This window comes from Oerskovia douganii (assembly GCF_015142735.1).
GTDB lineage: Bacteria > Actinomycetota > Actinomycetes > Actinomycetales > Cellulomonadaceae > Oerskovia > Oerskovia douganii.
Genome location: NZ_JACSPN010000001.1, coordinates 145,820 through 170,414, shown reverse-complemented (window position 1 = coordinate 170,414; position 24,595 = coordinate 145,820). Strand labels below are relative to the sequence as shown.

The window sequence follows — 24,595 nt, the reverse complement described above, 5'->3', positions numbered from 1 at the left end:
TCGAGCGCCCCACCCTCCGTCGTCGTGCGGCCGGTGTCAGCCGCAGTGGACGGCGAACCCGCCGCGCGTGCCCGTGTCCTCGAGGAGCCGGTAGCGCGCCTCGGTGCCGTGGTCGGCGTCGAGGGACCAGATCCGTCGTTCGACCCGGCCGGCCGACTCGTAGGCCAGGGCGATGCGGTCGTAGGCGCGGCCGTCGGCACGCCGGCCGATGACGTGGCTGGGCGCGCCGGGGCTGTTGCAGGCCAGGGTGGCCACGAACTCGTCGTCGCGCAGGGTGCGCGGCGCCTCGTGCTGCTGGCGCAGGTCGGACATGCTCACGGTCCCCACCAGCACGGTCTCCTGGAGAACGGACGGCTGGTCGAGAACGGTGGTGTCGGGGGTCTGGGCGATGGTCGCCATGGTGTTCCTCTCGGTGGAGATGTGGAGCCGGTGGCGCGCGTCAGTCCGCGGCGCGGGCCGGTTCCGTCTGCTCGCAGGATCGACAGATCCCGCGGAAGGTCACGTCGGTCACGAAGACGCGCATGTCGTGGCTGTCCGACGGCACGAGGCAGGGCGCGTGCCCCACCACGCAGTCGACGTCCTCGACGCGGCCGCACACCACGCACTGCACGTGGTGGTGGTTGTCGCCCGTGCGGGTCTCGTACCGCGCACCGCCGGAGTCGGACAGGTCCGTCCGGCGGAGCAGGTCCCGCTGGTGCAGGTCCTGCAGGATGTTGTGGACGGCCTGGGGCGACGTCGACGGCAGCTCCTCGCGGAGCGCCCGGAAGACGTCGGAGGCGGTCACGTGCGGGTGCTCGTCGATGTAGGCGAGCACCGCGACGCGGCCTGCCGTCGCACGCAGCCCTCGGGCGCGGAGGTCTCCGGCCCGGTCGGTGGCGCTGCGCGGTCCCCCGGTCGTGTCCATGGCTACGACCCTACGGCCTTCTTTTGATTGAGTCAAAACAACGAACGACCCAAGGCAACGCACGCGGCTCCCTGGTGCCCCCGTAGGCTGGAGGCCGTGACCACCAGCCCCGCGCACCGGACCGCGTACACCCTCCCCGGCATCCACGTCACGGACCACGCGGTCGAGGTCCCCCTCGACTGGTTCGACGAGACCGACCCGCGACGGATCACGGTCTTCGCCCGCGAGCTCGTCGACCCGGTCCGACGGCACGAGGACCTCCCGCTGCTCGTGTTCCTCCAGGGCGGCCCGGGCGGCAAGGGCCCGCGCCCCACGGGACCGGACGGCTGGGTGGGCACCCTGCTCGCGACGCACCGCGTGATCCTGCTCGACCAGCGCGGGACGGGTCGCAGCTCGGCCGTGCGCGGACACCACCTGGCCGCGCTCGGCGACGCGGTCGCGCAGGCCGAGTACCTCGCGCACTTCCGCGCGGACTCGATCGTCGCCGACGCCGAGCACCTGCGGCGCACCCTGTTCGGCGGGCGCCGCTGGGCCACGCTCGGGCAGAGCTACGGCGGCTTCCTCACGCTCACGTACCTCTCGCACGCCCCGGAAGGGCTCACCGCCTGCTACGTCACGGGCGGGCTCGCGGGCCTCGAGGCCGACGCGACCGAGGTCTACCGTCGCACCTACCCGCGCACGGCCGCGAAGAACGCGCGCTTCGCGGCACGCTTCCCCGACGACGTCGCGCGCCTCGCGCGCATCGCCGACCGGATCGCGCGTCGCCGGCCGTCGTGCGGCCGGGGCGCGGGAGCGCTAGCCCGCCTCGGCGACCCGCACGACCTGGCGGGCCGCGGAGACGATGTCCGCCAGGGTGGAGCGCACCTCGACGTCCGTCGAGCCGAAGGGCGCGCCCGGCAGCGCGGCCGCGGCCGCGAGGGCGTCCAGGTACCGGTCGGTGTCGCGCGTGGACTCGCCGGTCCCCCGGTCCGGGTCCCACGCGGAGCGCGCCTCGTGCTCGTGCTCGACGAACACCGCGGTGAGCTCGGTGACCCAGGTCGCGTCGACGCCGCACGTGGCGACGGCCTGCTTGACCGCGACGCGCGTGCGGGACAGCGCCGGTCGGCCGGGGCGGGCCCGGTCGGCCAGGACGTCACGGACGAGGAGGTGCGCGATCTTGCGTCCGTACTCGTGCGTGGCGACGGTCTCGACGTGCTCGTCCTCGTACGTCGCCCACAACTCACCGAGGGTCGCGACACGCGGGTCCAGCGGGCTGTCCGTGAGGGCCAGGACCGAGCGCAGCGCGAGGCTCTCGTCCTCCTCGACCCAGGCGAGCATGCGGGCGCGGACGTCCGGGTCCAGGGGACGCTCGAGCGTGGGGAGCGCGAACGCGTCGCGGATCGCGGCGGCGTCGACGTGGGTGCGCAGGACGCCACGCTGGCGGGTGGCGGCGCTCTCGTGCGCGGCGCAGAGACGGTCGAGCTCCTCGTCGCGCCCCGCGTCGAGCACCTGGCCGGCCAGGTCGGGGACGACCGGGAGCTCGTGCACGAGCCCGGCGAGTCGCCCCTCGCTGTCGATCGTGCCTTCGAGGAAGTCGGTCGAGACGATCTGGCCGATCTTGCGTGCGGCCCGGACGCTGCGCAGCAGGGTCCGGTGCATGAGCGTGTAGTCGCCGAGCGCCTGGCGGATGGATCCGGCCGCGCTCGCACCCCCGGCGAAGACCTCGAGGTCGAAGAACTTCGTGCCGTTGCGCCCGGTGGAGTCGCCCTCGGCTCCGTCGACGCTCGGCAGGTCGAGGATCTTGCGGGTGTAGAAGTCCACGGCTGCGTCGACCATGTCGTCGTGGAGGAAGCGGGCGATGCTGTGGCGGTAGCAGTAGCGCATGGTCTCCGAGGGGACGATCCCCGTGCGGAAGACCGCCTCGAAGACGATCATGCGTGCCTCGCGCTCGGCGAGGTCGCCGGAGCGCACCCTCCGGGCGACCTCGGTCGTGGTGCGGTCCAGCTCGTCGCTCGCGCGGTCGTGGACGTTCGGACGGACGGCGGCGGCGTCGGCGTCGGCGTCGGCGGTGACGGTGATGGTCTGCATGGCAGGTGTGTGTGCGGCGTGATCACGGAATTCGGGCTTCGGCGCCCCCCTGGTGATGTGATCTGCACCACACTCGCCCCAGCGGGCCCGGACCTCGCACCGCGCAGGCTGCCGCACGCTGCCGCGGCATAGGCGACCCGAGACCGTAGGCGAGGAGAGGACGAACGTGGAGCACAGGCGCCGAGCGCTCGACGTCGGGCCGGGGGAGCATCTCCTCCTGCCCGCATCGGCGCTCGACACGATGGGGCGGCTGCACCTGTGGCGCGCCTTCACGGGGCTGCACGACGGCGAGCTCCTGCTCTCGCCGTTGACCGCCAGCCCCCTGCCGATGCCGTGGACCGTGCCCGCGGGGCACCGCCGTTGGCCCGGGCTGCGGCCGGCGGCCCTGTGGCACCCCCTCCTGTGGCTGCCCGCACGACTCCGGTCGCCGAGCACCCTGCACGACCCGACGACGGGCCGGACCTGGGGCGAGACCTACGACGAGTGGGCCACCCGCGTCGTGCTCGAGATGACCGAGTCCGGTCCCGTGGTCATCGACGGCGAACGGTGGGTGCTCCTGCACGACCCGCACCGCGGCCGGCACGTGCGGCCCCTCGGCCCCTCCGACGAGCACCTCGTCCCGCTGTACGACCCGACGACCGGCACCTGGCTCGACGTCCTGGCGACGGTGGGGCTCGACGTCGACCGCCCCGACGACCTCGCCCGCGTCGGACGATGGCTGGCCGGGGAGGACGACGAGGCCCTCGACGCCGTCGACCTGGACCGTTTCCTGCACGCCGCGGACCGCGACCCGACCTGGGCCCTCGACCGCACCCAGCGCGTCCTCGTCGAGGGCGGCGGCCACCGCACCTACGTCGAGGACCTGCGCGACGCGTCCTGCGCCCTCGTCGCCCGCGAGCTGGACGACCGCGCGACGGATCTCGCGTCCGCCCGCCTGTCGGCCCGGGACCTCGGGCAGCGCGTCGGCGCGCTGGCCCGCGCCGCGTCCACCCTCCTGACGGCCCGGTCCGACGTGGCCGAGGACCTCGGCCTGAGCCTCGGCCTCGTGACGGCCCGGGCCGAGCGGGCGACCACGGTCGACGCCGCGTCCGCCGCGGTCGCCGACCTGCGTGCGCTGCTCGGCTCGGCGGCCGACGCCGCGGCCATCGGCCTCGACCGCATCGAGCTGCGCGTCCAGGTCGAGACGACCGAGGTGCTCGGGCAGATCGCCGACCTCGCACGAGCGGCCGACGCCGCCGAGGCCTCGCGCGACACCGCGGTCGGCGCGGTCGGCGCGGTCGCCGACGCCATGGCCTGAGCCGCCCGGCCTCCGCCCGGCCGGCCCGGGGCCCGTCCCCCCGGGTCCCGGGTCCCGTACCCCGGGTCCCGGGTCCCGTACCCCGGGTCCCCTGACGCGCCTGCCCGGCGGCAGACGCCGGGTCAGTCGTCGCGCGGGGCGTGCTTCTCGAGGAACGCGTAGACCTCCGAGGCGTCGACGCCGGGGAACGCCCCGGACGGCAGCGCGGACAGCACGTACTGGTGCATGCGAGCGCTGGGCCACGCGACCTCCTCCCAGTGGCGCGCGAGCTGGGCTGCCGGTCGCCGGCAGCAGGCCTCGTCGGGGCACGTCGAGGCCCGCCGCGCGGTCGTCTCGCGCCCCCGGAACCACTTGGCCGAGGAGAACGGGACGCCGACGGTGATCGAGAACTCGCCCGTCGTCGTCGTGCCCGTCTGGGTGCTGCACCAGAACGTGCCCGCGGGGGTGTCCGTGTACTGGTAGGACTCGGTCGCGCGGTCGCGGCGCGCGAACGCCTCGCGCGCAGCCCACCGGCGGCACACGAGCTGCCCCTCGATCGCCCCCGTCACGTCGGCGGGGAACGGCAGCCCGTCGTTGGCGTACCCGCGGTACAGCGCGCCGTCGTCGCCCACGCGCATGAAGTGCACCGGGATGCCCAGTCGCGACGTCGCGAGGTTCGTGAACCGTTGGGACGCGGCCTCGTGCGAGACGCCGAACGCGTCGCGGAAGTCCTCGACCGCGAGGTCCTTCTCCTTCTTGCGCTGCTCGAGGAACTCGACGGCCGCGGACTGCGGCATGAGGCAGCACGCCGCGAAGTACGTGATCTCGACCCGTTGGCGCAGGAAGTTCGCGTACGACGTCGGGCGCTGGTGTCCCAGCACGCGGTGCGCGATCGCCTGGAGCCCGAGCGAGCGCAGGCCGTGGCTGCCCGGGATCGAGGCAGGCGGGAGGTAGATGCGGCCGTTGCGCAGGTCCGTGACCGTCCGGGTCGAGTGGGGCAGGTCGTCCACGTGGAGGAGCGTGAAGCCGAGCTGCTCGGCCATGCGCGCGACCGTGCGGTGCGTCAGGGCGCCCGAGGTGTAGCCCGCGCGGCGCGTCATCTCCTCAGCCAGCTCCTCGAGCTCGGGGATGTAGTTGTTGCGCGACTGCCGCTCGAGGCGCAGCTCGGTGTTGGCGCGCCGCGCCTCCTCGGGCGTCGCGATGGCCTCGGACGCACGTCGTGCGAGCTCGCCGTGCAGGCCGACCAGGTTCTCGAGCACGGGCATGGGCAGCTTCTGCGAGGCCTTGACCGTGGGCAGGCCGAGGGTCGCGAACAGGGGGCCGCGCTGGGCGCGGTCCAGCTCGATCTCGAGCGCGGCGCGGCGCGACGGCGGCTCGTCCGCGAGCAGGTCCGTCACCGGGACGTCGAGCGCGCCCGCGAGCGCCTGGAGCAGGGAGAGCCGGGGTTCGCGCTTGCCGTTCTCGATGAGCGACAGCAGGCTCGCGGTCGTGCCCACCTGCGCACCGAGCGCGTCGAGCGTGAGTCCGCGGCCGGTCCGGAAGTACCGGATCCGGCGACCGAGCGTGATGAGGTCGGTGCTCGCCGGGGTGGGGACCTCAGGGGTCGTGGGGATCTTGCGGTCTTCGTCGACTGCCATTCCTTGACCCTATGTCAAGATCAGCGATTCTTGACTGGAATCTGGGTGGAAAACCGTTGAGTTCCGGGTCGATGGTGGAAACAGCACCACGACGCCCACCGGGCGGAACCGACACCCGCCCAGGACCGGAGACCCACCATGACCGCCACCACGACCGCCCGCCACGACCGCCCGACCGACACCACGACCCGTGCGCGCACGAGCGCCGCACGGACCACGGCCGGCACCCCGTCGGGCAGCACGGTCGCCGTCGACGGCGCCCGGTCGCGCGACCCGCGCGCCTGGGTCCGGGAGATCGCCGACCTCACGGAGCCCGACGCCGTCGTGTGGTGCGACGGGTCCGCGGCCGAGAAGCAGCGGCTGATCGACCTCATGGTCGACGCGGGCACGCTCCTGCCGCTCGACCCCGAGCTGCGCCCCGGCAGCTACCTCGCCCGGTCGAACCCGAGCGACGTGGCCCGCGTCGAGTCGCGCACGTTCATCTGCTCGCGCGACGAGGCCGACGCGGGACCTACCAACAACTGGCGCGAACCGGACGCCATGCGCACCGAGCTGCGCGGGGTGTTCGACGGGTCGATGCGCGGTCGCACCATGTACGTCGTGCCGTTCTCGATGGGCCCCGTCGGCGGGCCCCTGTCGCAGGTCGGCATCCAGGTCACCGACTCGCCCTACGTCGTCGTGAGCATGGGGGTCATGACGCGCGTCGGCAGCGACGTGCTCGCGCAGATCGACGCGGGGGCCGCGTTCGTCCCCGCGGTGCACACCGTGGGCATGCCCCTCGTGGTCGACCACCCCGACGGCTCGGTCGACCTCCACGAGGACGTCGCCTGGCCCTGCAACGACACCAAGTACATCGCGCACTTCCCCGAGACCCGCGAGATCTGGTCGTTCGGGTCCGGGTACGGCGGCAACGCCCTGCTGGGCAAGAAGTGCTTCGCGCTGCGCATCGCCTCGGCCATGGCCCGCGACGAGGGCTGGCTGGCCGAGCACATGCTGCTCGTCCGAGCGACGTCGCCCGAGGGGCGCGCCTACCACCTGGCCGCCGCCTTCCCCTCGGCGTGCGGCAAGACGAACCTCGCGATGCTCCAGCCGACGGTCCCCGGGTGGAAGGTCGAGACCATCGGCGACGACATCGCGTGGCTGCGCCCCGGACCCGACGGGACGCTGCGCGCGATCAACCCCGAGGCCGGGTTCTTCGGCGTCGCTCCCGGCACGGGGATCGACACCAACCCCGTCGCGGTCGCGACGTTCGACCGGGACACCATCTTCACCAACGTCGCCCTGACCGACGACGGCGACGTCTGGTGGGAGGGGCTGACCCCCGAGCCGCCCGCGCACCTGACCGACTGGCGCGGCAACGACTGGACCCCGCAGGACGGCGCCGCGGGCACCCCCGCCGCGCACCCCAACTCCCGGTTCACGGTCGCGGCCGCTCAGTGCCCCACGATCGCCGACTCGTGGGAGGACCCGGCGGGCGTCCCGATCGACGCGATCGTCTTCGGCGGGCGGCGCGCGACCAACGTCCCTCTCGTCGCGCAGGCGTACGGCTGGGAGCACGGCGTGTTCATGGGGGCGACCATCTCGTCCGAGCGCACGGCCGCCGCCGAGGGGGCGTTGGGCGAGCTGCGCCGTGACCCCTTCGCGATGCTCCCGTTCTGCGGGTACAACATGGCCGACCACTGGGCGCACTGGCTGAGCGTGGGTGCGGGCCTCGACCCGGAGAAGCGGCCCAAGATCTTCCAGGTCAACTGGTTCCGCAAGGACGCCGAGGGCTCGTTCCTGTGGCCCGGGTTCGGGGAGAACTCGCGCGTGGTCGAGTGGATCGCGCAGCAGGTGGACCGTTCGCGCGGCCTGCGCACCGACGCGGGCGCCGTCACGAGCCCCGTGGGGCTGCTGCCCGCGCCCGGCGCGCTGAACGTCGACGGGCTCGACCTGCCGCAACGTGACCTGGAGGCCCTGTTCGAGGTCGACGCCGACTCGTGGCTCGCCGAGACGCGGCTCACGAGCGAGTTCTTCGACACGTTCGGCAACCGCGTCCCGGACCAGCTGTGGGCACAGCTCGCACGGCTGCGGTCGCGCCTCGGGGCCGAGTGAGCCGTCGCCCTCCTCGCCGAGGGTGACCACGGGGCGCCGTCGGTCCCGCACGCCGACGACGGCCCACCGCGCCCGGCGAGGGTGACGCGACGTCACCCTCGCCGGGCGTTCGCGTCACCCGTGGCGGTAGACCATGCCCATGAGCTCGCGCACGTCGGCGAGCGTGCGGTCCGCGATCTCGTTCGCCCGCGCGTTGCCGCGCGCGAGGATCTCGAGCACGTCCGGTCCGTCGTCGGCGGCGAGCGCCGCGCGTCGGGCCCGGACGGGCCGCAGGTGCTCGACGAGCGCCTCGGTCACGAGCGCCTTGAGCCGCCCGGCCCCCGCGCCGCCCACCTCGTCCGCGACCTGCTCGGGCGTGCTCCCTGTGCACAGCGACGCGATCGTCAGGAGGTTCGCGACCTCGGGGCGGGTCTCGGGCTCGTAGGTGATGGCCCGCTGGGCGTCGGTCCTGGCCCGCTTGACCCACCGGGCCGTCTCGTCCTCGCTCGCTCCGAGCGGCAGGGTGTTCCCACGGCTCTTGCTCATCTTGGTCCCGTCCGTCCCCAGGATCGTGGGCGAGGGTGCGAGCAGCGCGTCGGGCTCGGGGAAGTAGGGGTCTGCGGCGGAGTACCGCTGGTTGAAGCGCCGCGCGACGGTGCGTGTCATCTCGAGGTGCGGCAGCTGGTCCTGCCCGACGGGCACGAGGTTGCCGTGGCAGAACAGGATGTCGGCGGCCTGGTGCACGGGGTAGGTCAGCATGAGCCCGCTCATCGCCCGGCCGCCGGTGGCCGCGGTCTCGGCCTTGACGGTCGGGTTGCGGTCGAGCTCGGCGACGCTCACGAGGCTCAGGAACGGCAGCAGGAGCTGGTTGAGCGCGGGGACGGCGCTGTGCGTGAAGACCGTGGTCCGGTCGGCGTCGATCCCCGCGGCCAGGTAGTCGAGCAGGATCTCGCGCACGGTCGCGGGCAGGTCTCCGGCCTCGTCGCGGTCGGTGATGACCTGGTAGTCGGCCAGGACCAGGAAGATCTCGACGCCCGCCTGCTGGAGGCGCACACGGTTGGCGACGGTCCCGAAGTAGTGCCCGATGTGCAGCGCTCCCGTCGGGCGCTCGCCCGTCAGGACGCGGAAGCCGGCGGGGTCCGTGGCGATCCGGGCCTCGACCGCGAGGCTGCGGGCCCGGGCCGCGTCGAGGGTCCCGACGGCGGAGCCCGCCTCGTGCGGGCGGGTCACCTGGGCGGGGGTCGTCGCTGCGACGGGGGCCGCGGTGGAGAGGGTCATGGGTGCTCCTGGGTTCAGGAGCCGCCCTCGCTCGCCGCAGGCGACGGAGGGCCGTCCCGGGCTGCACGGAGGGCAGCTCGGGGACACGACTGGTCACGGCTGCGAGGGCAGCCACCACCAGTTGCGCGTTGTCATGGGTCCAGGCTACGCCTCTCGTCGCCCCGGTCGGGCCGCCGTCGCGCTCGTCCGCGTCGCACACCATCCGTCCTGCATTGCACAATCCTGGGATCGGAGGCGTAGCGTGAGCGGAGGACGGTCGCACGCAGGACCGAGGGTTGTCCGCGTAGTCCCGTCCACCGGCGAGCGCGCGCTGCGCGCGCCGCCCCTCGGACGCGGAGCCCGGTCGGTCACCCCCCTTGATCGACCGGGCTTCGCTCGTCCGTACCGGGCCCCAGGGCCGCGCGCCGCCGCGCGGTCCCGGTCCCCGCTCCCGGGGCCCGGCACGACGACGGCCCCGGTCCGCGAGGGTCCGGGGCCGTGCGTCTCGTGCGTGCGGACGTCCTCAGACGTTCTCGTCGAAGGCCTCGCGCAGCTTGGCCTCCTCGTCGGCCGACAGGTTCGTCTGGATGAGCTCGCCGTGGATGCCCTGCGCCTGGAGCGCCTCGTGGACGCGGTCCATGACGGCCCCCGAGGTCAGGACGAACAGGGCCGACGTGCCGGGCGTGACCTTGGACCGCACCGTGTCGATGAAGTCGTCGTCGATCCCGACGTCGGTCAGCGACCCCGCGAGGGCCCCGGCGGCCGCGCCGATCGCGACGCCGATGATCGGGATGAAGAAGATGAGCCCGAACAGCAGGCCCCAGAACGCCCCGCCGAGCGCCCCGATTCCGGTCGTGTTGTTGGACTGGTGCGTCTTGGGCTTCTTCTTGCCCTCCTCCCAGGACACGATCGCCGCGTCCTGCACCTGGATGAGCTCTTGCTTCTGGAGCGCCAGGAGCGCGTCCTCCGCCTGCTGCGCACCCTCGGGAGTCTCGAACTTCCATACGGTCAGCGTCGCCACCACATGCCTCGTTCCGTCGTCGTCGGTTGTCGGAGGACGCCGTCCCCGTGGGGGCGCGGGTCCACCTCGACGGTAGATGGGGTTCTCCGGGGGCGCCATCGGAGGCCGGGGCGGAGCGCCGGCGACCGGTCGAGAGTCAGTCGGCGCAGCAGGTGCACCCGTCGGCGTCGGGCGTCGCGCCGCGCACCTCGCCGGGTGTGCCCGACGGCGCGGACACCTCCGCGGCGTGGAGCGCCGCGACCGGCGAGCAGCACGCGTCGCCCCGCCAGGCCTCGACGCCCTCCCTGATCGCGACGGCTGCGATGACGAGGGCTGCGACCGGGTCGGCCCACGTCCAGCCCAGGGTCGAGTTGAGCAGCAGACCCAGGAGCAGCACCGCGGACAGGTAGGTGCACAGGAGCGTCTGGCGCGAGTCGGCGACGGCGGACGCCGAGCCGAGCTCGCGGCCCGTGCGGCGCTCGAACCAGGACAGGAACGGCATGACCGCGAGGCTCACGGCCGCGAGCACGATCCCGACGGTCGAGTGGTCGGGCTCCGAGGCCCCGAGCAGGGTCCGGACGGCGTCGATGCTCACGAACACCGCGAGGCCGAAGAACGACACCGCGATGAGGCGCATCGCCGTCCGCTCGCGGCGGTGCGGGTCGGGGGCCGCGAACTGCCACGCGACGGCAGCCGCGGACAGGACCTCGACGATCGAGTCGAGGCCGAACCCTACGAGGGCCGCCGAGGACGCGATGCGTCCGGCCGTGATCGCGACGACCGCCTCGACCACGTTGTAGGCGATGGTCGCCGTGACGACCCACCGGACGCGTCGTTCGAGCAGGGCCCGGCGGGCGGGGGCGAGGTCGGCTGGCCGGCCGTGGCCTGCGGGCCGGCGCGACCCGGTCGTCACCTCGGTCATGAGCACGTGCACCCGTCGGGCGAGCAGCACGTCGGGTCGACCGCGACGACGAGGCGGAGCAGGTCGTCGAGGGCGGGCGCGAGGTGGCTGTCGGCGAGCCGGTACCAGGTCCGCCGTCCGTCGGGCACGGACTCGACGAGCCCGCAGCCGCGCAGGCATGCGAGCTGGTTGGACATGACCTGACGTGAGACCCCCAGGGCGTCCGCGAGGTCCGAGGGGTACGCAGGGGCCTCCCGGAGCGTGAGCAGGATGCGGGTGCGCGTCTCGTCGGACAGCGCGTGGCCGAGCCGTGCGAGCGCGGCCGTGTGCGTGAGGGTCGCGGTCTCCATGGGTCGGACAGTACACGATTCGATGAACTCACGGGAGCGTGCACCTCGGTTCGCCGAGTGTGACGACCGGGTCGTCGATCCGCCGCGACGACGACCCGAGCTGCACGCTCGGCGCTCGGGTCGTCCCCGTGCGCGGCGGGAGCGCCCCTGCTCCCGGTGGGAGAATCAGGACCATGCCCGACGACGCACCCTCCGCTCCCGCGCCCGCACCGTCCACCGGGGTCACCGGCACCGAGGACTGGCGACCGCACCTCGGCACCGACGCCGGGCGCCCGGCCCCGACGCTCCCCCACCTCGTGTTCTTCGAGCCCCGCATCCCCGGCAACACCGGCAACGCGATCCGGCTCGCCGCGGTGACCGGGGCGCGCCTGCACCTGGTCGAACCCCTGGGCTTCGACCTCGACGAGCCCAAGCTGCGTCGCGCCGGGCTCGACTACCACGACCTCGCCGCGATGGAGGTGCACGCCGACATCGACGCCGCGCTGTCCTCGATGCCCGAGGCCCGCGTCTTCGCCTTCACGACCAAGGCGACCACGCGGCACACCGACGTCGAGTACCGCCCGGGCGACGTGCTGCTGTTCGGCCCCGAACCGACCGGGCTGCCCGACGACGTCCTGGCCCACCCCCGCGTCACCGACCACGTGAAGATCCCCATGCTGCCGGGGCGCAGGTCGCTCAACCTCACGAACAGCGCCTCGATCGCGATCTACGAGGCATGGCGGCAGACGGGGTTCGCGGGCGGGGTCTGACCTCGGGAGCGGGGGCCGGGCCGGAGGGCGGGAACGCCTCGACGGGTCGGCCGCCGACGATCGAGAGCTGACCGCACCGGACGTCCTGGCGCCGAGGGAGGTACCGCCAGGAACTCCCTGCCTCCTGCCGACCCCCGTACCGTCGAGGTGAAGCGATCGACGGCACGACCTGAGGAGGACCGCATGGAGAAGCGAACGCTGGGCCAGGGGCTCGAGGTGTCCGCGCTCGGGCTCGGCTGCATGGGCATGAGCCAGAGCTACGGGCCCAACCCCGGTGACCGGGACGAGATGATCGCGGTGCTGCGTGGCGCCGTCGAACGGGGCGTGACGTTCTTCGACACGGCCGAGGTGTACGGCCCGTACGTCAACGAGGAGCTCGTGGGCGAGGCGCTCGAGCCGCTGCGCGACCAGGTGGTCCTCGCGACCAAGTTCGGCTTCGACATCCGCGACGGGAGGTCGGTCGGGGTCGACAGCCGCCCCGAGCAGATCCGCCGCGTCGCCGACGCGTCGCTCCAGCGGCTGCGCACCGACCGGATCGACCTGTTCTACCAGCACCGCGTGGATCCCGCGGTGCCCGTCGAGGACGTCGCGGGCACGGTCGCCGAGCTCGTGGCCGAGGGCAAGGTGGCGCACTTCGGGCTCTCGGAGGCCGGCGCAGGCACCATCCGCCGCGCCCACGCGGTGCACCCCGTGACCGCGCTGCAGAGCGAGTACTCGCTGTGGACCCGGGAGATCGAGGCAGAGATCCTGCCGACGCTCGACGAGCTGGGCATCTCGCTCGTGCCGTTCAGCCCGCTCGGCAAGGGCTTCCTCACGGGCACCGTGGACACGTCGACCGAGTTCACCCCGGGGGACGTCCGCACCCTCATCCCGCGCTTCACCGAGGAGAACCGGGCCGCGAACCAGGCGCTGGTCGACCTCGTCGAGGAGGTCGCCGCAGCCCACCGGGCGACCCCGGCCCAGGTCGCGCTGGCCTGGTTGCTGGCCCAGCGGCCGGACATCGTCCCCATCCCGGGCACGCGCCGGCTGTCGCGCATCGAGGAGAACCTGGGCGCGGTCACGCTCGACCTTCCCGCGGCCGACCTCACGGCGCTGGGCGAGGCCGCCGAGCGCCTGGGCGTCGCCGGGGCGCGCTACAACGAGGCGATGCAGGCGATGACCGGGCTGTAGCCGGCGCCGGCCGGGCTCGCACACGGCGAGTGCGAGCCGGCCGGGCTCGCACACGGCGAGTGCGGAGCTCTTGTGCGACACGCCTGGCGTGTCGCACAAGAGCTCCGCACTCGACAGCTCCGCACTCGGCGGCTGCCCTCCGGCCGTGGCGCCCGACCTCAGGTCAGGTCGCGCACCGCCGCGTACCGCGCGCGGATCCCGGGCTCGGGCTCCGCGTCGTAGCCCGTGCTCGACGACGTCTCCCACCGGGGGGCCTCCGCCTCGCCCGACAGCACCCAGGCCGCCTGGCGAGCGGCGCCGTCGGCCACGTACTCGCCCGGCTCGGGGACCGTGACGGGCAGGCCGAAGACCTGCGGCGCGATGCGCCGCACCGCCTCGGACTGCGCGCCCCCGCCGATGAGCTGGAGCCGCTCGACCGTGACGCCCTGCGCACGCAGGGCGTCGAGGCCGTCGGCCAGGCCGCACAGCATGCCCTCCACGGCGGCCCGCGCCAGGTGCGCGGGCGTCATGGTCGCGAGGCGCATCCCGTGGAGGGTGCCGCTCGCGTCGGGCCGGTTGGGGGTCCGCTCGCCCTCGAGGAACGGGACGAGCACCAGGCCGTCGGCCCCCGCCGGCGCCTGGAGCGCGAGCCGGGACAGGCCCGCGTGGTCCACGCCCAGGACCCGCGCGGTCGCGTCGAGGACGCGGCTCGCGTTGAGGGTCACCCCGAGCAGCAGGTAGTTGCCCGTGGCGTCGGCGAACCCGTTGACGAGCCCGCTCGCGTCGGCCGTGGGGGACGACGCGATGGCGGACACGACCCCCGAGGTCCCGATCGAGACCGCGACGTCGCCCGCCCGCATGCCGAGACCCAGGGCCGCGGCCGCGTTGTCCCCGGCACCGGGGCCGATCAGGGCCCCAGCGGCCACCCCGGCCCCGGCCACGCCGCGAGCCGCGGGCCCGGTGGACTCCCCCGGTCCGAGGACCCGGGGCAGCGCGACGTCGGAGCGTCCGAGCGCGAGCTCGAGCAGGTCGGCGCGGTACGCACCGCGCCCGCCGTCGGCCGAGGCGTCGAAGTAGCCCGTCCCGGACGCGTCGGAGCGGTCGGTCACGAGCGCGCCGAGGTCGGGCTCGAGGCCCTCGCTCCGCGGACCGTAGCCCGCGATGCGCCACGTGAGCCAGTCGTGCGGGAGCGCGACGGCCGCGACGCGCGCCGCGTTCTGCGGCTCGGCGTCACGCAACCAGCGCAGCTTGGTCACGGTGAGCGACGCGACGGGCACGGACCCGACGGCCTCGGCCCACGCCTTGGCCCCGGCCCCGGGGTCCCCGTCGCCGAGCTCACGGACCAGGTCCTGCGCGGCACCGGCCGAGCGGGTGTCGTTCCACAGGAGCGCGGGACGGATCACCTCGCCGTCGGCGTCGAGCACGACCATGCCGTGCTGCTGCCCGCCCACGGCCAGGGCCGCGACGTCGTCGAGCCCGCCCGCGACCTCGGCCGCGGTCCGGAACGCGACCCACCACGCGTCGGGCGAGACCTCGGTGCCGTCGGGGTGGGACGCCGAGCCGGAGCGCACGAGCGCCCCGGTCCGTGCGTCCCGGACGACGACCTTGCACGACTGCGTCGAGGAGTCGATCCCTGCGACGAGAGCGCTGGTCATGAGTTCGCCCATCAGCCGATCAGGTGCTTGAGCGCGAGCTGGTTGAGGCGCACGAAGCCGAAGTCGCGCTCCGCGGCGGCCTCGACGTCGAACTCCTCGTAGGCCGCACGGTCGGCGAGCAGGTCCGCGACGGTCTCGTCCGCGCCCAGGGTGCTCTCGCCGAGCTCGAACACGCCCGCGTGCTTGAACGCGGCCTGGACCTCGGGGTCGGCCCGGTACTCGGCGGACTTGCGCGCGAGCATCGAGTACGTCTCCATGTTGGCCTTGGCCGAGTCCCAGACGCCGACCTCGACCTCGGTGCGCGAGGGCTTGTAGTCGAAGTGGCGGGGGCCCTCGTAGCGGGGTCCGCCGTTGGGGAACCCGTTCTCGATCAGGTCGACCGTGAAGAACGCGGAGAGCAGGTCGCCGTGGCCGAACACGAGGTCCTGGTCGAACTTGATGGACCGCTGGCCGTTGAGGTCGATGTGGAAGAGCTTGCCCGCCCACAGGGCCTGTGCGAGGCCGTGCGTGTAGTTCAGGCCCGCCATCTGCTCGTGGCCGGTCTCGGGGTTGAGGCCCACGATGTCGCCGTGCTCGAGCTTCGCGATGAGCGCGAGGGCGTGCCCGATGGTCGGGAGGAAGATGTCGCCGCGGGGCTCGTTGGGCTTGGGCTCGAGCGCGATCTTGATGTCGTAGCCCTGGTCCTTGATGTACGCGGCCGTGAGGTCGAGGCCCTCGGCGTAGCGCTCGTGCGCGGAGTGGAGGTCCTTGGCGCCGTCGTACTCGGTGCCCTCGCGGCCGCCCCACATGACGAAGGTCTTGGCGCCGAGCGAGGCCGTGAGGTCGACGTTGCGCAGGACCTTGCGCAGCGCGTAGCGGCGGACGCCGCGGTCGTTGGACGTGAGTCCGCCGTCCTTGAAGACGGGGTGGCTGAAGAGGTTGGTCGTGACCATCTCGATGGTCAGGCCGGTCTCGTCGGCGGCCTTCTTGACGTCGCCGAGGAGCTGCTCGCGGGTCGCGTCGTCCGAGCCGAAGGGCACGACGTCGTCGTCGTGGAACGTGAAGCCCCACGCGCCGAGGTCGGCGAGCCTGCGGACAGAGTCGGCCGGGTCGAGGTGGGGGCGGCTGGCTCCGCCGAACTGGTCCTGCCCGGTCCAGCCCACGGTCCACAGGCCGAAGGAAAAGTTGATGTTCTGGTCGATCGCGTCAGCCACGACAGTCTCCTCGTCGAGATGGGCCGGCTCCGTCGTCGAGAGCAGGCGTCATTTGTTGTACGGATGAACTTATGCGCTCCTGTCGGTAAGGTCAAGACGTGAACCGCGACGAGGCCTCGACCAGCAGCAGGACGCCAGCCCGAGGGCGCTCGACCGCCGCCCGCCAGCACACCCTGCGCGAGTACAACCTCGCCCTGGTCTCCCACGCCCTGTTCGACGCGCCCCGCCCCCGGTCGCGCGCCGACCTCGCCGCGGCCACCGGGCTCACGCGCGCCACGGTGTCGGTGCTGGTCGACCAGCTCATCGACGCCCGCCTCGTGCGCGAGCTCCCGCCCGTGACACCACAGCGCGCGGGCCGCCCGGCCGTCCCCCTGACTCCCGCCGAGCGCACGATCGTGGGGCTGGGCCTCGAGGTCAACGTCGACTACCTGGGCGGGACGGTCCTCGACCTCACGGGGCAGGTCGTCGCGCAGGAGGTCGTCCCGGGCGACCTGCACGGCAGCGACCCCGCCGAGGTCCTCGGGCGCCTGGGCGCCCTGGCCCGCCGCCTCGTCGAGGAGGTCGAGGCCCAGGACATGCAGGTCGCAGGCGCACGGCTGGCCCTGCCCGGCCTGGTCGACGCGCGCGCGGGCCGCCTCCAGGTCGCGCCCAACCTCGGCTGGTCCTCGTTCCTGCCCGTCCCGCTGCTCGGCCTGCCCGAGCGCCTGCCCGTCGAGATCGCCAACGAGGCCAACCTCGCGGGCCTCGCCCAGCTCGCGGCGCCGGGCGACGCCGCGGGCCCGGCCGGCACGCGACCACGGTCCGGCGAGCCGTCCGGCGACCGTCCCGGCAGCACGCCCGACGGCGCCGCTCCCCCCGTGCCGTCGTCGTTCCTGTACGTCTCGGGCGAGGTGGGCATCGGTTCCGCGATCGTGATCGACCGCGAGCTCTTCCTCGGCAACCGCGGCTGGAGCGGCGAGATCGGGCACGTCGTCGTCGACCCGAACGGGCCCCGCTGCCTGTGCGGGGCCACGGGCTGCCTCGAGCAGTACGCGGGCAAGGACGCGATGCTGCGCGCGGCCGGCATCGCCCTGGACGCGCCCATCGAGACGTTCCTCGACGCGCTCGAGGCGGGCACGCCGTCGGCCCTCGCCGCCGCGGTCTCCGCGGGGACCGCCCTGGGGCGCGCGCTCGCGAACTTCGTCAACCTCGTCGACATCGAGACCGTGCTGCTCGGCGGCATCTACACCGACCTGCTGCCCCACCTGCGCGACGCCGTGACGACCGAGCTCACCACGCGGGTCCTCGCGTCGCCGTGGACCGAGCTCGACCTGCGCCCCGCGCTCGTCGCGGACCACGCGGCCATGGTCGGCGGCGCGCGCACGGTGCTGCGGGACGTGGTCGCGGCACCGTCGGCCTGGACGACGGGCGACTGACGGGCGGGCCGCACGCCCGGCGGCCGGTGTGACCCGCGCCGCACCGGCGACCGGGAGAACGCGGGTACCGTCGTTCGTTGGACCACCGGGGCCACCTCGCCCCGCAGCGGTTGACCCACCCTCGGAAGGACCGAGCATGACGAGCACCCACATCCTCCAGGCACGCGACCTCTGGGCCGGGCACGGTGGCACGGACGTCCTGCGGGGCGTGTCGATCGAGCTCGCGGCCGGGCAGGATCCCGTGGGGATCGTCGGCCCGTCGGGCGTCGGGAAGTCGACGCTGGTGAGCGCGCTCCTGGGCGAGATCAAGCCGTCGAGCGGGACCGTCACGTGGGCCGGGCGGACCGTGACGCGCCTGGGCCGCCGCGACAAGAAGCTCTTCAAGGCCGCGGTCCGGCGCGTGTCGCAGGACGGCCTGCCGGGCACCGACCCTGCCAGCACGGTCAAGCACGTCCTCAAGTCCGGGCTGACCGACGCGCGCAAGGGCGGGCGGCCCTCGGGGCAGTCGATCGAGGACCTGCTCGACCTCGTGGGCCTCGAGCACCGCTACGCCGACCGCCCGTTGCGCACGCTGTCCGGTGGCGAGCGCCAGCGCGTCGCCCTGGCCCGCGCGCTCGCGACGCGCCCCGACGTCCTGCTGCTCGACGAGCCCCTGACGGCGCTCGACCCGACCATGCGCGGCGAGATCGCCGGCCGGGTCAAGGACACGGCCAGGCAGCTCGGCACGGGCGTGCTCCTGGTCTCGCACGACCTCGAGCTGGTCCACCGCATGACGTCGTCGGCGCACCTGCTGGTCGACGGCGAGTTCGTCGAGTCCGGTCCCCTGCAGCAGGTCCTCGCCGAGAGCGAGCACCCCGTGGTCCGTGAGCTGGCGGAGGCCGCGCCGCTCGCGGTCCAGCGCTGGAGCTGAGTCACCCCGCGAGGTGCCGAACCCGAGGTTGGTCAGGCACCCGCGTCACGTTGCCCGACCGACCTCGGGTTCGGCAGCCGCCGGCCAGCGGCTCAGCGCGTCGTGCCGTCGACCGCGTGCGGCTCGATCGCGGCGACCTCCTCGGCCGTGAGCGGCGGGGCCTCGAGCGCGGCGACGTTGTTCTCGAGCTGCGCGACGCTGCTCGCCCCGACGAGCGCCGACGTGATGCGCTCGTCGCGCAGGACCCAGGAGAGCGCGAGCTGCGCGAGCGACTGCCCGCGCCCGGCCGCGATCTCGTTCAGGGCGCGAGCGCGCTCGAGGTACGTCTCGGAGATCGCGGTGGGCTTGAGGAAGTGCCCGACGGCGGCGCGCGAGCCCGCGGGCACCTCGCCCGACAGGTAGCGGTCCGTCAGGAGCCCCTGCTGGAGCGGCGAGAAGACGATCGTCCCGATCCCGAGGTCCTCGACGACGTCGAGCAGGTTCTCGCCGTCCTCGTGCCCGGCCTCGGGCAGCTCGACGTGCCGGTTGAACATCGAGTAGCTGGGCTGGTGGATGAGCAGCGGGGTGCCGAGGTCGGCCAGGATCTGCGCGGCCTCGCGCGTCTGGGACGGCGAGTAGTTGGACACGCCGACGTACAGCGCGCGCCCGCTCACGACGGCCGTGTGCAGCGCTCCCATGGTCTCCTCCAGGGGCACCGTGGGGTCGAAGCGGTGCGAGTAGAAGATGTCCACGTAGTCGAGGCCCATGCGGGCGAGCGACTGGTCCAGCGAGGACAGCAGGTACTTGCGCGAGCCGCCGTCGCCGTAGGGGCCGGGCCACATGTCGTACCCGGCCTTGCTCGAGATCACGAGCTCGTCGCGGTAGGGGCGCAGGTCGCGCGCGAGGTGGCGCCCGAAGTTCTCCTCGGCCGAGCCGTAGGGGGGGCCGTAGTTGTTCGCGAGGTCGAGGTGCGTGATCCCCAGGTCGAACGCGCGGCGCAGGATCGCACGTTGGTTGTCGAACGGGTTCACGTCCCCGAAGTTGTGCCACAACCCCAACGACAGCGCGGGCAGGGCGAGGCCGCTGCGGCCCGCGCGACGGTAGGACATGGACTCGTAGCGGTCCTCGGCGGCGAGGTAGCGGGGTGCGAGAGGCATGGTGCCATTGTGCACCCGAGGCCCCGGGCCACGATCTCGGCCGGCTGCCCGAGCACCTCCCCCACACGGCGCGCAGGTGGCCCCACGATCCCCCGCCGGACGGGCGCGGTGCACATCGCCCCACGCTCGTCCGACGTCCAGGTGTCTCAGCCCTCCGCGGGCGGGATGGGGAAGTTCGCCGAGAACACGTTGGCCGGGTCGACCTGGCGCTTGAGCCGGCGCAGGCGCGCGAGCGTGGGCTCGGGGAACGCCTCGCCCAGGCGCTCGGGACGCGTGTCGGTCTCGAACGACAGGTACAGGCCGTCCGTGTGCGGGTGCACCAGCTCGTCCCACGCGCCGTCGATGCCGACGGGTCCTCCGCGGGACCCGAAGGCCGCGACCGAGAAGTTCTGGGTGCGGTGCGCGTACGCCGTCGCGTCGGCCGCGACGTCGTTGACGGCGCCGCCGACCGCGCGCAGCTGGAGGAGCTGCGCGCCGCCACCGGCGAGGAAGGCCGCGAGGTCGCGCGCGGCGCCCCGGTCGACGTGCTCGATCAGGCCCGAGCGCGAGCCGGGCTCGCCGCCGCCCGTGTGCTGGGCGTCGGCTCGGCGCACGATGCCCGAGTAGGGCGTGAGGACGGCCTGGTGGTCGAGCAGCGGGGCCGCGTCGGCCAGCTCCTCGAGCGCGCGGATCGCAGCGCCCGTGTCGTCGTCGGCCCACACGGTCATGAGCTGGGCCATGGGGCCTCGCCCGCCCCGCGCGGCGCTCATGTGCAGGAAGCTCGTGAGCTCGCGGGGCGCGGCCTCGACGGTCGCGGCCCACCGTTCGACGAGCCCGGCGGTGTCGGACGCGTCCAGGACCATGATCGAGTAGACGAGGTCGGTCACGGGCGTGGCCTCGACGTCGACCCAGGTCACGACGCCCAGGTTGCCGCCCGCCCCGCGCAGGCCCCAGAACAGCTCGGGGTCGTGCTCGGCGTCGACGACGCGGACCTGGCCGTCCGCGGTCACGATCTCGGCCGCGACGACGTGGTCGATCGTCAGGCCGTGCTTGCGGCCCAGGAGCCCGACGCCGCCCGTCGTCGCGATACCGCCGACGCCCACGCCGCCCGAGTCGCCCGAGCTGATCGCGAGCCCGTGCGGGGAGAGGACCTCGGCGACCTGGCCCCACGTCCCGCCGGCACCGAGGCGCACGCGGTGGGTGCCGTCGTCGGGCACGTGGACCTGGTCGAAGGCGCCGACGTCGATCAGGACACCGCCGTCGTTGGTCGAGCGGCCGCTGATGCCGTGCCCGGCCGAGCGGACCGCGAGCGGCACACCCTGCTCCTGGGCCCAGACGACGGCCTCGGCGACCTCGTCGCTCGTGCGGGGGCGCAGCACGATGCCGGGCGAGCCCGAGCGCATGTAGGTGTGGCGGACCGCGTCGTACGCCCTGTCACCGGGCTCGACCGCGCGCTCGGCCAGCGCTGCGGGAACCGACCCGTAGTCGATGCCCTCGCGGCGCGCCGCGAGCGCCAGGGCCCCGCGGCGGCGACCGGCGGGAGCGGTGCCCGTCGACCGGCGCTCGGCCGCGACGAGCTCGCGCAGCGCCGGGCCGACCTCCTCGCCGAAGGTCTGGATGTCGCGCGGGTCGTCGGTCGCCAGGATGAAGCCGGAGACGCCGTCCTCGAGCGCGAGGGCACCGAGCTCCTCGACCCACTGCTCGGGCGGCCCCTGGAGGTGGCCGAGCCGGCCCGCGGAGAACCGGCCGTTGAGGTTGACCATGCGGCGGACCGCGCTGGGGTCGCGCCCGGCACCGAGCGCGGCCTCGTCGATCACGGCGTTGCCCTTGGCGAGGTCGCCGGGCTGCAGGTAGGACATCGAGGGCAGCCAGCCGTCGCCCTTGCGGCCGATGAGGCGCTGCATGCGGGGCTTGACGGCGCCGATCCAGATGGGGATGTCGTGCGCGGGGGCGGGGCCACGCTTGGCGCCGTCGACCTGGTGGTGCGTGCCGTGCACGCGCAGGGGCGTGCGGTCGCTCGTGTCCCAGATGCCGCGGATGATGTCGAGCGCCTCGTCGAGGGCCGTGACCGCCTCGCCCGGCGTGAGCCGCGGCGCCCCCATTGCCTCGATCGCGTCCCAGAAGGCGCCCGCGCCGAGCCCCATGGCGAAGCGGCCGCCCGAGAGCAGGTCGAGGCTCGCGGCCGACCGGGCGAGGACGGCCGGCGGGCGCAGCGGCAGGTTGTGCACGTTGGCCGCGACGTGCACGCGCTCGGTCGCGGCGGCGACCCAGGTCATGAGGGTCCACGCGTCGAGGAACGCCGGCTGGTAGGGGTGGTCCTGGAAGGTCACCAGGTCCAGCCCTGCCTGCTCGGTGACCTGCGCGAGGCGCACGGGCACCTGGGGATCGCTGTTCTGCGGGGTCAGGAAGGTCCCGAGGATGAGGTCGTGGCCGTAGTCCGTCATGCGTGCGCGCTCCGTGTGCCGCGGTGGGCGGCGGTCGTCTCCAAGATCGTCTGAATGACAGACGATATCACCAGCAACTCATCTCGATGGCAGACCATTCCGGTGTATCCTTGTCCCGTGACCCTCGCGACACCCGATGCCACCCGCTCCCCTCTCGGCTGGCCCCTGGCCGCGCTCCTGCGCGGCTGGAGCGCGCGCGTCGACGCGCTCGCCGAGGACCTGCCCGACGGGACGCGCTGCTACCAGGTGCTCTCCGCCGTCGTGCACGACACCCCGCCCAGCCAGGCCGCGCTCGCCGCGCGCCTCGGCATCGACCGGACCGTCATGACGTACCTGATCGACAAGTACGTCGAGTGCGACCTCGTCGAGCGCCAGGCCGACCCCACCGACCGCCGGGCCCGCCGCATCGTCGCGACCGCCAAGGGGCGCGAGGTCCTCGCTGACCTCGACGCCCGCGTCGCCGCAGCCGAGGAGGACCTGCTCGGCGGGCTCGACGCCGCCGACCGCGCGACGCTGCGACGCCTGCTCGACCGCGCCGCCGACGGGGCCGCCCACGACGAGGACCGGTGCGCCGTCGTCGTGCAGGGCATGGACGCCACGTCCTCGGCACGAGCCCGCCCACGCCCCGCGCGATAGCCGGGTCACGACGCCGCGGGCGCCTCCTCGCCGATCGTCCGCCGCGACAGCAGCGCCGCGACCAGGAAGCACGCCGCCCCCACCAGCGTGCCGAGGTTCGCCCAGAACGCGCTCACGAGCGAGCCCGTCTCCGGCACCACGTACGCCCCCACGGCCGACGCGGCGAACGCGACCGACCCCACGAGGTTGAGCCAGGTCCCGTGCCACGTCCGCGCGTCCCTGTCCCACAGGTGACCGCGGTCCCTCGTCGCGAGCACCGCGAACGCGCTCGAGACGAGGAACGCGACCGACCCGTACGCGTCGGGCCGCCAGCCCGCGCCCAGTCGCGCGGGGTCGGCGATCGCCGCGCCCAGCGCGGCCGCCGTGCTGACGTTGAAGAAGAGGGTCCCGGCGAGCTGGACCGCCGCGGCCCACCAGTCCCAGCGGTCGGCCGGGCTGGTCCCCCGGCGGGGAACGCGGCGTCCGCTCAGGCTGAGCTGGACCGCCGCCGCGAGCGTGAAGAGGACCGAGCCCCCGCAGAACGTCACACCGACGACGACGGGTCCCACGGCCTGCGCGTAGAACGGCACCGCGCCGACCAGGAAGCACGCCGAGCCCAGGACGAACCCCCACGCCTCGCGGCGCAGGCGGACGCGTTCCTCGCGAGCCATGCGCCCAGCGTGGCACGGCGGCGCGCGGCCGTCCCGGGATGCACCTGCGAGGGCGCGGAGGACCTCAGCGCGTGGGCGTCTGCACGACCTGCCCGGCCCAGGCGAAGCCGCCGCCGAACCCGATGAGCAGTGCGGGGACCCCGGCGGGGATCTTGCCCGCGTGCCACCACTTGGACAGGCCCAGGGGGATGCTCGCGGCCGAGGTGTTGCCGGACTCGGTGATGTCGGTGACGACGACCTTGTCCTCGAGGCCCAGCGCCTTGGCGAGCGGCTCGATGATGCGCAGGTTCGCCTGGTGCGCGACGAGCACCTCGATGTCGTCGAGCGTCAGGCCCGACCTCTCGACCGCGGCGCGCGCCCGGTCCGCCGCGCGCGTGATGGCCCAGCGGAACACGGCCCGACCGTCCTGCACGAACTTCTCGTCCGGCGCCTCGATGAGCACGGCCGGGGTCAGCTCGGGCTCGGATCCCCATGCGACCGGCCCGACCCCTGGGGTGTCGGTGCCCTGCACCACGAACGCCCCCGCGCCGTCGGCCGTGAGGATGCACGTCACGCGGTCGGTCCAGTCGGTGAAGTCGGTGAGCTTCTCGGCGCCGATGACCAGGGCCGTCGTCGCGGAGCCCGTCCGGATGGCCTGGTCCGCGAGCGCCAGGGCGTGCGCGAACCCCGAGCAGGCGACGTTGACGTCCAGGATCACGGGCCCGACGACGCCGCGCAGGTCCGGCGCGTCCTCCTCCTCCGGCGTGGACTGGCCGGGCATGACGCCCGTGCGCAGGTTGTACGCCACGCGGCCCGCGGTGTTGGGCGAGCGGTCGCGCGCCGTGGCCGTCGCGACGATGACCATGTCGACCTCGCTCGGCGCGACGCCGGCGTCCTGCAGGGCGTGGCGTGCCGCGGCGGTCGCCATGTCGGCCACGGTCTCGTCCTCGGCCGCGACGTGGCGCGTCACGATCCCCGTCCGGGACCGGATCCACTCGTCGTTCGTGTCGACCAGCTGCGCGATGTCGTCGTTGGTGAGCGTCCGCTCGGGCTGGTGGTGGCCGATCCCGACGATGCGCGAGCCGGCGGCTCCGGTGAGGGTGAGCATGGGTCGATCATTCCCCCGGGTGGGCGGATCGACCAAGTCGCCTGTCTCGACGTCCCCGTCGGGTGCGAGCCCCGCTGAGCGCGATCGGCTCCCAAGCACCACGATGGGAAGGACGGGGGCACGACGC

General features: G+C 73.9%; 21 protein-coding genes and 1 pseudogene. 8 read left to right on the top strand and 14 right to left on the bottom strand.

All coding sequences use genetic code 11. The features are described from left to right. Window positions 1-36: 36 nt before the first annotated feature. Together H9623_RS00735 and H9623_RS00730 are read right to left on the bottom strand one after the other, a co-directional pair. The gene (locus tag H9623_RS00735) at window positions 37-399 is read right to left on the bottom strand and encodes a hypothetical protein (RefSeq protein WP_193718176.1); all 363 of its coding nucleotides are present in this window, start codon (window positions 397-399) and stop codon (window positions 37-39) included. Between the two features lie 40 nt (window positions 400-439). Next, window positions 440-904: a Fur family transcriptional regulator gene (locus tag H9623_RS00730; protein WP_193718175.1), complete on the bottom strand. Its 465-nt coding sequence runs from the start codon at window positions 902-904 to the stop codon at window positions 440-442. 96 nt (window positions 905-1,000) lie between these two features. Here H9623_RS00730 and H9623_RS00725 point away from each other — a divergent pair. Beyond that, window positions 1,001-1,660: pseudogene (locus tag H9623_RS00725) on the top strand (alpha/beta fold hydrolase); the annotation flags it as partial. Window positions 1,661-1,699: 39 nt separating this feature from the next. Here H9623_RS00725 and H9623_RS00720 read toward each other — a convergent pair. Beyond that, window positions 1,700-2,971 carry a hypothetical protein gene (locus H9623_RS00720; RefSeq protein ID WP_193718174.1) on the bottom strand — a complete coding sequence of 424 codons (1,272 nt, stop codon included), beginning with the start codon at window positions 2,969-2,971 and terminating at the stop codon, window positions 1,700-1,702. 166 nt (window positions 2,972-3,137) lie between these two features. Between H9623_RS00720 and H9623_RS00715 the strand changes: the two genes are divergently transcribed. Continuing rightward, on the top strand, window positions 3,138-4,268 hold the full coding sequence (locus H9623_RS00715) for a hypothetical protein (protein ID WP_193718173.1): 1,131 nt from the start codon (window positions 3,138-3,140) through the stop codon (window positions 4,266-4,268). A 122-nt stretch (window positions 4,269-4,390) separates the two neighbouring features. Here the strand turns inward: H9623_RS00715 and H9623_RS00710 are convergent, their stop codons facing one another. Then, a complete protein-coding gene (locus H9623_RS00710; RefSeq protein WP_193718172.1) occupies window positions 4,391-5,884 on the bottom strand; it encodes an XRE family transcriptional regulator in 1,494 nt (497 codons plus the stop codon). Between the two features lie 138 nt (window positions 5,885-6,022). Between H9623_RS00710 and H9623_RS00705 the strand changes: the two genes are divergently transcribed. Beyond that, window positions 6,023-7,978: a phosphoenolpyruvate carboxykinase (GTP) gene (locus tag H9623_RS00705; protein ID WP_193718171.1), complete on the top strand. Its 1,956-nt coding sequence runs from the start codon at window positions 6,023-6,025 to the stop codon at window positions 7,976-7,978. 114 nt (window positions 7,979-8,092) lie between these two features. Here the strand turns inward: H9623_RS00705 and trpS are convergent, their stop codons facing one another. From trpS to H9623_RS00685, 4 genes are all read right to left on the bottom strand, one after another. Continuing rightward, window positions 8,093-9,235 carry a tryptophan--tRNA ligase gene (gene trpS / locus H9623_RS00700; protein WP_193718170.1) on the bottom strand — a complete coding sequence of 381 codons (1,143 nt, stop codon included), beginning with the start codon at window positions 9,233-9,235 and terminating at the stop codon, window positions 8,093-8,095. Between the two features lie 502 nt (window positions 9,236-9,737). Next, window positions 9,738-10,235 carry a DUF1269 domain-containing protein gene (locus tag H9623_RS00695; RefSeq protein ID WP_193718169.1) on the bottom strand — a complete coding sequence of 166 codons (498 nt, stop codon included), beginning with the start codon at window positions 10,233-10,235 and terminating at the stop codon, window positions 9,738-9,740. A 136-nt stretch (window positions 10,236-10,371) separates the two neighbouring features. After that, window positions 10,372-11,136: a cation transporter gene (locus H9623_RS00690; RefSeq protein ID WP_193718168.1), complete on the bottom strand. Its 765-nt coding sequence runs from the start codon at window positions 11,134-11,136 to the stop codon at window positions 10,372-10,374. Next, window positions 11,133-11,465 carry an ArsR/SmtB family transcription factor gene (locus H9623_RS00685; RefSeq protein WP_193718167.1) on the bottom strand — a complete coding sequence of 111 codons (333 nt, stop codon included), beginning with the start codon at window positions 11,463-11,465 and terminating at the stop codon, window positions 11,133-11,135. The genes H9623_RS00690 and H9623_RS00685 overlap by 4 nt, the downstream gene beginning before the upstream one ends. Window positions 11,466-11,638: 173 nt before the next feature. Here H9623_RS00685 and H9623_RS00680 point away from each other — a divergent pair, with 173 nt between their 5' ends. Together H9623_RS00680 and H9623_RS00675 are read left to right on the top strand one after the other, a co-directional pair. After that, window positions 11,639-12,214 carry a tRNA (cytidine(34)-2'-O)-methyltransferase gene (locus H9623_RS00680; RefSeq protein ID WP_193718166.1) on the top strand — a complete coding sequence of 192 codons (576 nt, stop codon included), beginning with the start codon at window positions 11,639-11,641 and terminating at the stop codon, window positions 12,212-12,214. Between the two features lie 183 nt (window positions 12,215-12,397). After that, window positions 12,398-13,384, top strand: coding sequence for an aldo/keto reductase (locus tag H9623_RS00675; protein WP_193718165.1), 987 nt, complete (start codon window positions 12,398-12,400; stop codon window positions 13,382-13,384). 158 nt (window positions 13,385-13,542) lie between these two features. On the opposite strand, the gene xylB is transcribed toward H9623_RS00675, so the two are convergent. Together xylB and xylA are read right to left on the bottom strand one after the other, a co-directional pair. Beyond that, window positions 13,543-15,018: a xylulokinase gene (xylB, locus tag H9623_RS00670; protein ID WP_193718164.1), complete on the bottom strand. Its 1,476-nt coding sequence runs from the start codon at window positions 15,016-15,018 to the stop codon at window positions 13,543-13,545. A gap of 11 nt (window positions 15,019-15,029) precedes the next feature. Beyond that, window positions 15,030-16,211 (bottom strand): xylose isomerase, encoded by a 1,182-nt coding sequence (xylA, locus tag H9623_RS00665; protein WP_193718163.1) that lies wholly within the window; start codon window positions 16,209-16,211, stop codon window positions 15,030-15,032. 98 nt (window positions 16,212-16,309) lie between these two features. On the opposite strand from xylA, the gene H9623_RS00660 reads away from it, so the two are divergent. Both H9623_RS00660 and H9623_RS00655 read left to right on the top strand, forming a co-directional pair. Further along, entirely contained in the window at window positions 16,310-17,626 is a 1,317-nt protein-coding gene (locus tag H9623_RS00660; protein ID WP_193718162.1) for an ROK family protein, read from the top strand. 136 nt (window positions 17,627-17,762) lie between these two features. Beyond that, window positions 17,763-18,536, top strand: a complete 774-nt coding sequence (locus tag H9623_RS00655) for an ABC transporter ATP-binding protein (protein WP_193718161.1) — start codon at window positions 17,763-17,765, stop codon at window positions 18,534-18,536. Window positions 18,537-18,628: 92 nt separating this feature from the next. Here H9623_RS00655 and mgrA read toward each other — a convergent pair whose 3' ends face one another. Further along, the gene (gene mgrA, locus H9623_RS00650; RefSeq protein ID WP_193718160.1) at window positions 18,629-19,672 is read right to left on the bottom strand and encodes an L-glyceraldehyde 3-phosphate reductase; all 1,044 of its coding nucleotides are present in this window, start codon (window positions 19,670-19,672) and stop codon (window positions 18,629-18,631) included. A gap of 146 nt (window positions 19,673-19,818) precedes the next feature. Then, the gene (locus tag H9623_RS00645; protein WP_193718159.1) at window positions 19,819-22,095 is read right to left on the bottom strand and encodes an LLM class flavin-dependent oxidoreductase; all 2,277 of its coding nucleotides are present in this window, start codon (window positions 22,093-22,095) and stop codon (window positions 19,819-19,821) included. A 117-nt stretch (window positions 22,096-22,212) separates the two neighbouring features. Here H9623_RS00645 and H9623_RS00640 point away from each other — a divergent pair, with 117 nt between their 5' ends. Then, a complete protein-coding gene (locus tag H9623_RS00640) occupies window positions 22,213-22,731 on the top strand; it encodes a MarR family winged helix-turn-helix transcriptional regulator (RefSeq protein WP_321575184.1) in 519 nt (172 codons plus the stop codon). Window positions 22,732-22,736: 5 nt separating this feature from the next. Here the strand turns inward: H9623_RS00640 and H9623_RS00635 are convergent, their stop codons facing one another. Together H9623_RS00635 and H9623_RS00630 are read right to left on the bottom strand one after the other, a co-directional pair. Next, on the bottom strand, window positions 22,737-23,381 hold the full coding sequence (locus H9623_RS00635) for a hypothetical protein (RefSeq protein ID WP_193718157.1): 645 nt from the start codon (window positions 23,379-23,381) through the stop codon (window positions 22,737-22,739). 64 nt (window positions 23,382-23,445) lie between these two features. Further along, window positions 23,446-24,468 carry a beta-ketoacyl-ACP synthase III gene (locus H9623_RS00630; protein ID WP_193718156.1) on the bottom strand — a complete coding sequence of 341 codons (1,023 nt, stop codon included), beginning with the start codon at window positions 24,466-24,468 and terminating at the stop codon, window positions 23,446-23,448. Window positions 24,469-24,595: the final 127 nt, after the last annotated feature.

Coding starts and splice junctions, on each gene's coding strand:
- H9623_RS00735 (WP_193718176.1), bottom strand. CDS start 399: ATGGCGACCATCGCCCAGACCCCCGACACCACCGTTCTCGACCAGCCG.
- H9623_RS00730 (WP_193718175.1), bottom strand. CDS start 904: ATGGACACGACCGGGGGACCGCGCAGCGCCACCGACCGGGCCGGAGAC.
- H9623_RS00720 (WP_193718174.1), bottom strand. CDS start 2,971: ATGCAGACCATCACCGTCACCGCCGACGCCGACGCCGACGCCGCCGCC.
- H9623_RS00710 (WP_193718172.1), bottom strand. CDS start 5,884: ATGGCAGTCGACGAAGACCGCAAGATCCCCACGACCCCTGAGGTCCCC.
- H9623_RS00705 (WP_193718171.1), top strand. CDS start 6,023: ATGACCGCCACCACGACCGCCCGCCACGACCGCCCGACCGACACCACG.
- trpS (WP_193718170.1), bottom strand. CDS start 9,235: ATGACCCTCTCCACCGCGGCCCCCGTCGCAGCGACGACCCCCGCCCAG.
- H9623_RS00690 (WP_193718168.1), bottom strand. CDS start 11,136: ATGACCGAGGTGACGACCGGGTCGCGCCGGCCCGCAGGCCACGGCCGG.
- H9623_RS00685 (WP_193718167.1), bottom strand. CDS start 11,465: ATGGAGACCGCGACCCTCACGCACACGGCCGCGCTCGCACGGCTCGGC.
- H9623_RS00680 (WP_193718166.1), top strand. CDS start 11,639: ATGCCCGACGACGCACCCTCCGCTCCCGCGCCCGCACCGTCCACCGGG.
- H9623_RS00675 (WP_193718165.1), top strand. CDS start 12,398: ATGGAGAAGCGAACGCTGGGCCAGGGGCTCGAGGTGTCCGCGCTCGGG.
- xylB (WP_193718164.1), bottom strand. CDS start 15,018: ATGACCAGCGCTCTCGTCGCAGGGATCGACTCCTCGACGCAGTCGTGC.
- H9623_RS00655 (WP_193718161.1), top strand. CDS start 17,763: ATGACGAGCACCCACATCCTCCAGGCACGCGACCTCTGGGCCGGGCAC.
- mgrA (WP_193718160.1), bottom strand. CDS start 19,672: ATGCCTCTCGCACCCCGCTACCTCGCCGCCGAGGACCGCTACGAGTCC.
- H9623_RS00645 (WP_193718159.1), bottom strand. CDS start 22,095: ATGACGGACTACGGCCACGACCTCATCCTCGGGACCTTCCTGACCCCG.
- H9623_RS00635 (WP_193718157.1), bottom strand. CDS start 23,381: ATGGCTCGCGAGGAACGCGTCCGCCTGCGCCGCGAGGCGTGGGGGTTC.
- H9623_RS00630 (WP_193718156.1), bottom strand. CDS start 24,468: ATGCTCACCCTCACCGGAGCCGCCGGCTCGCGCATCGTCGGGATCGGC.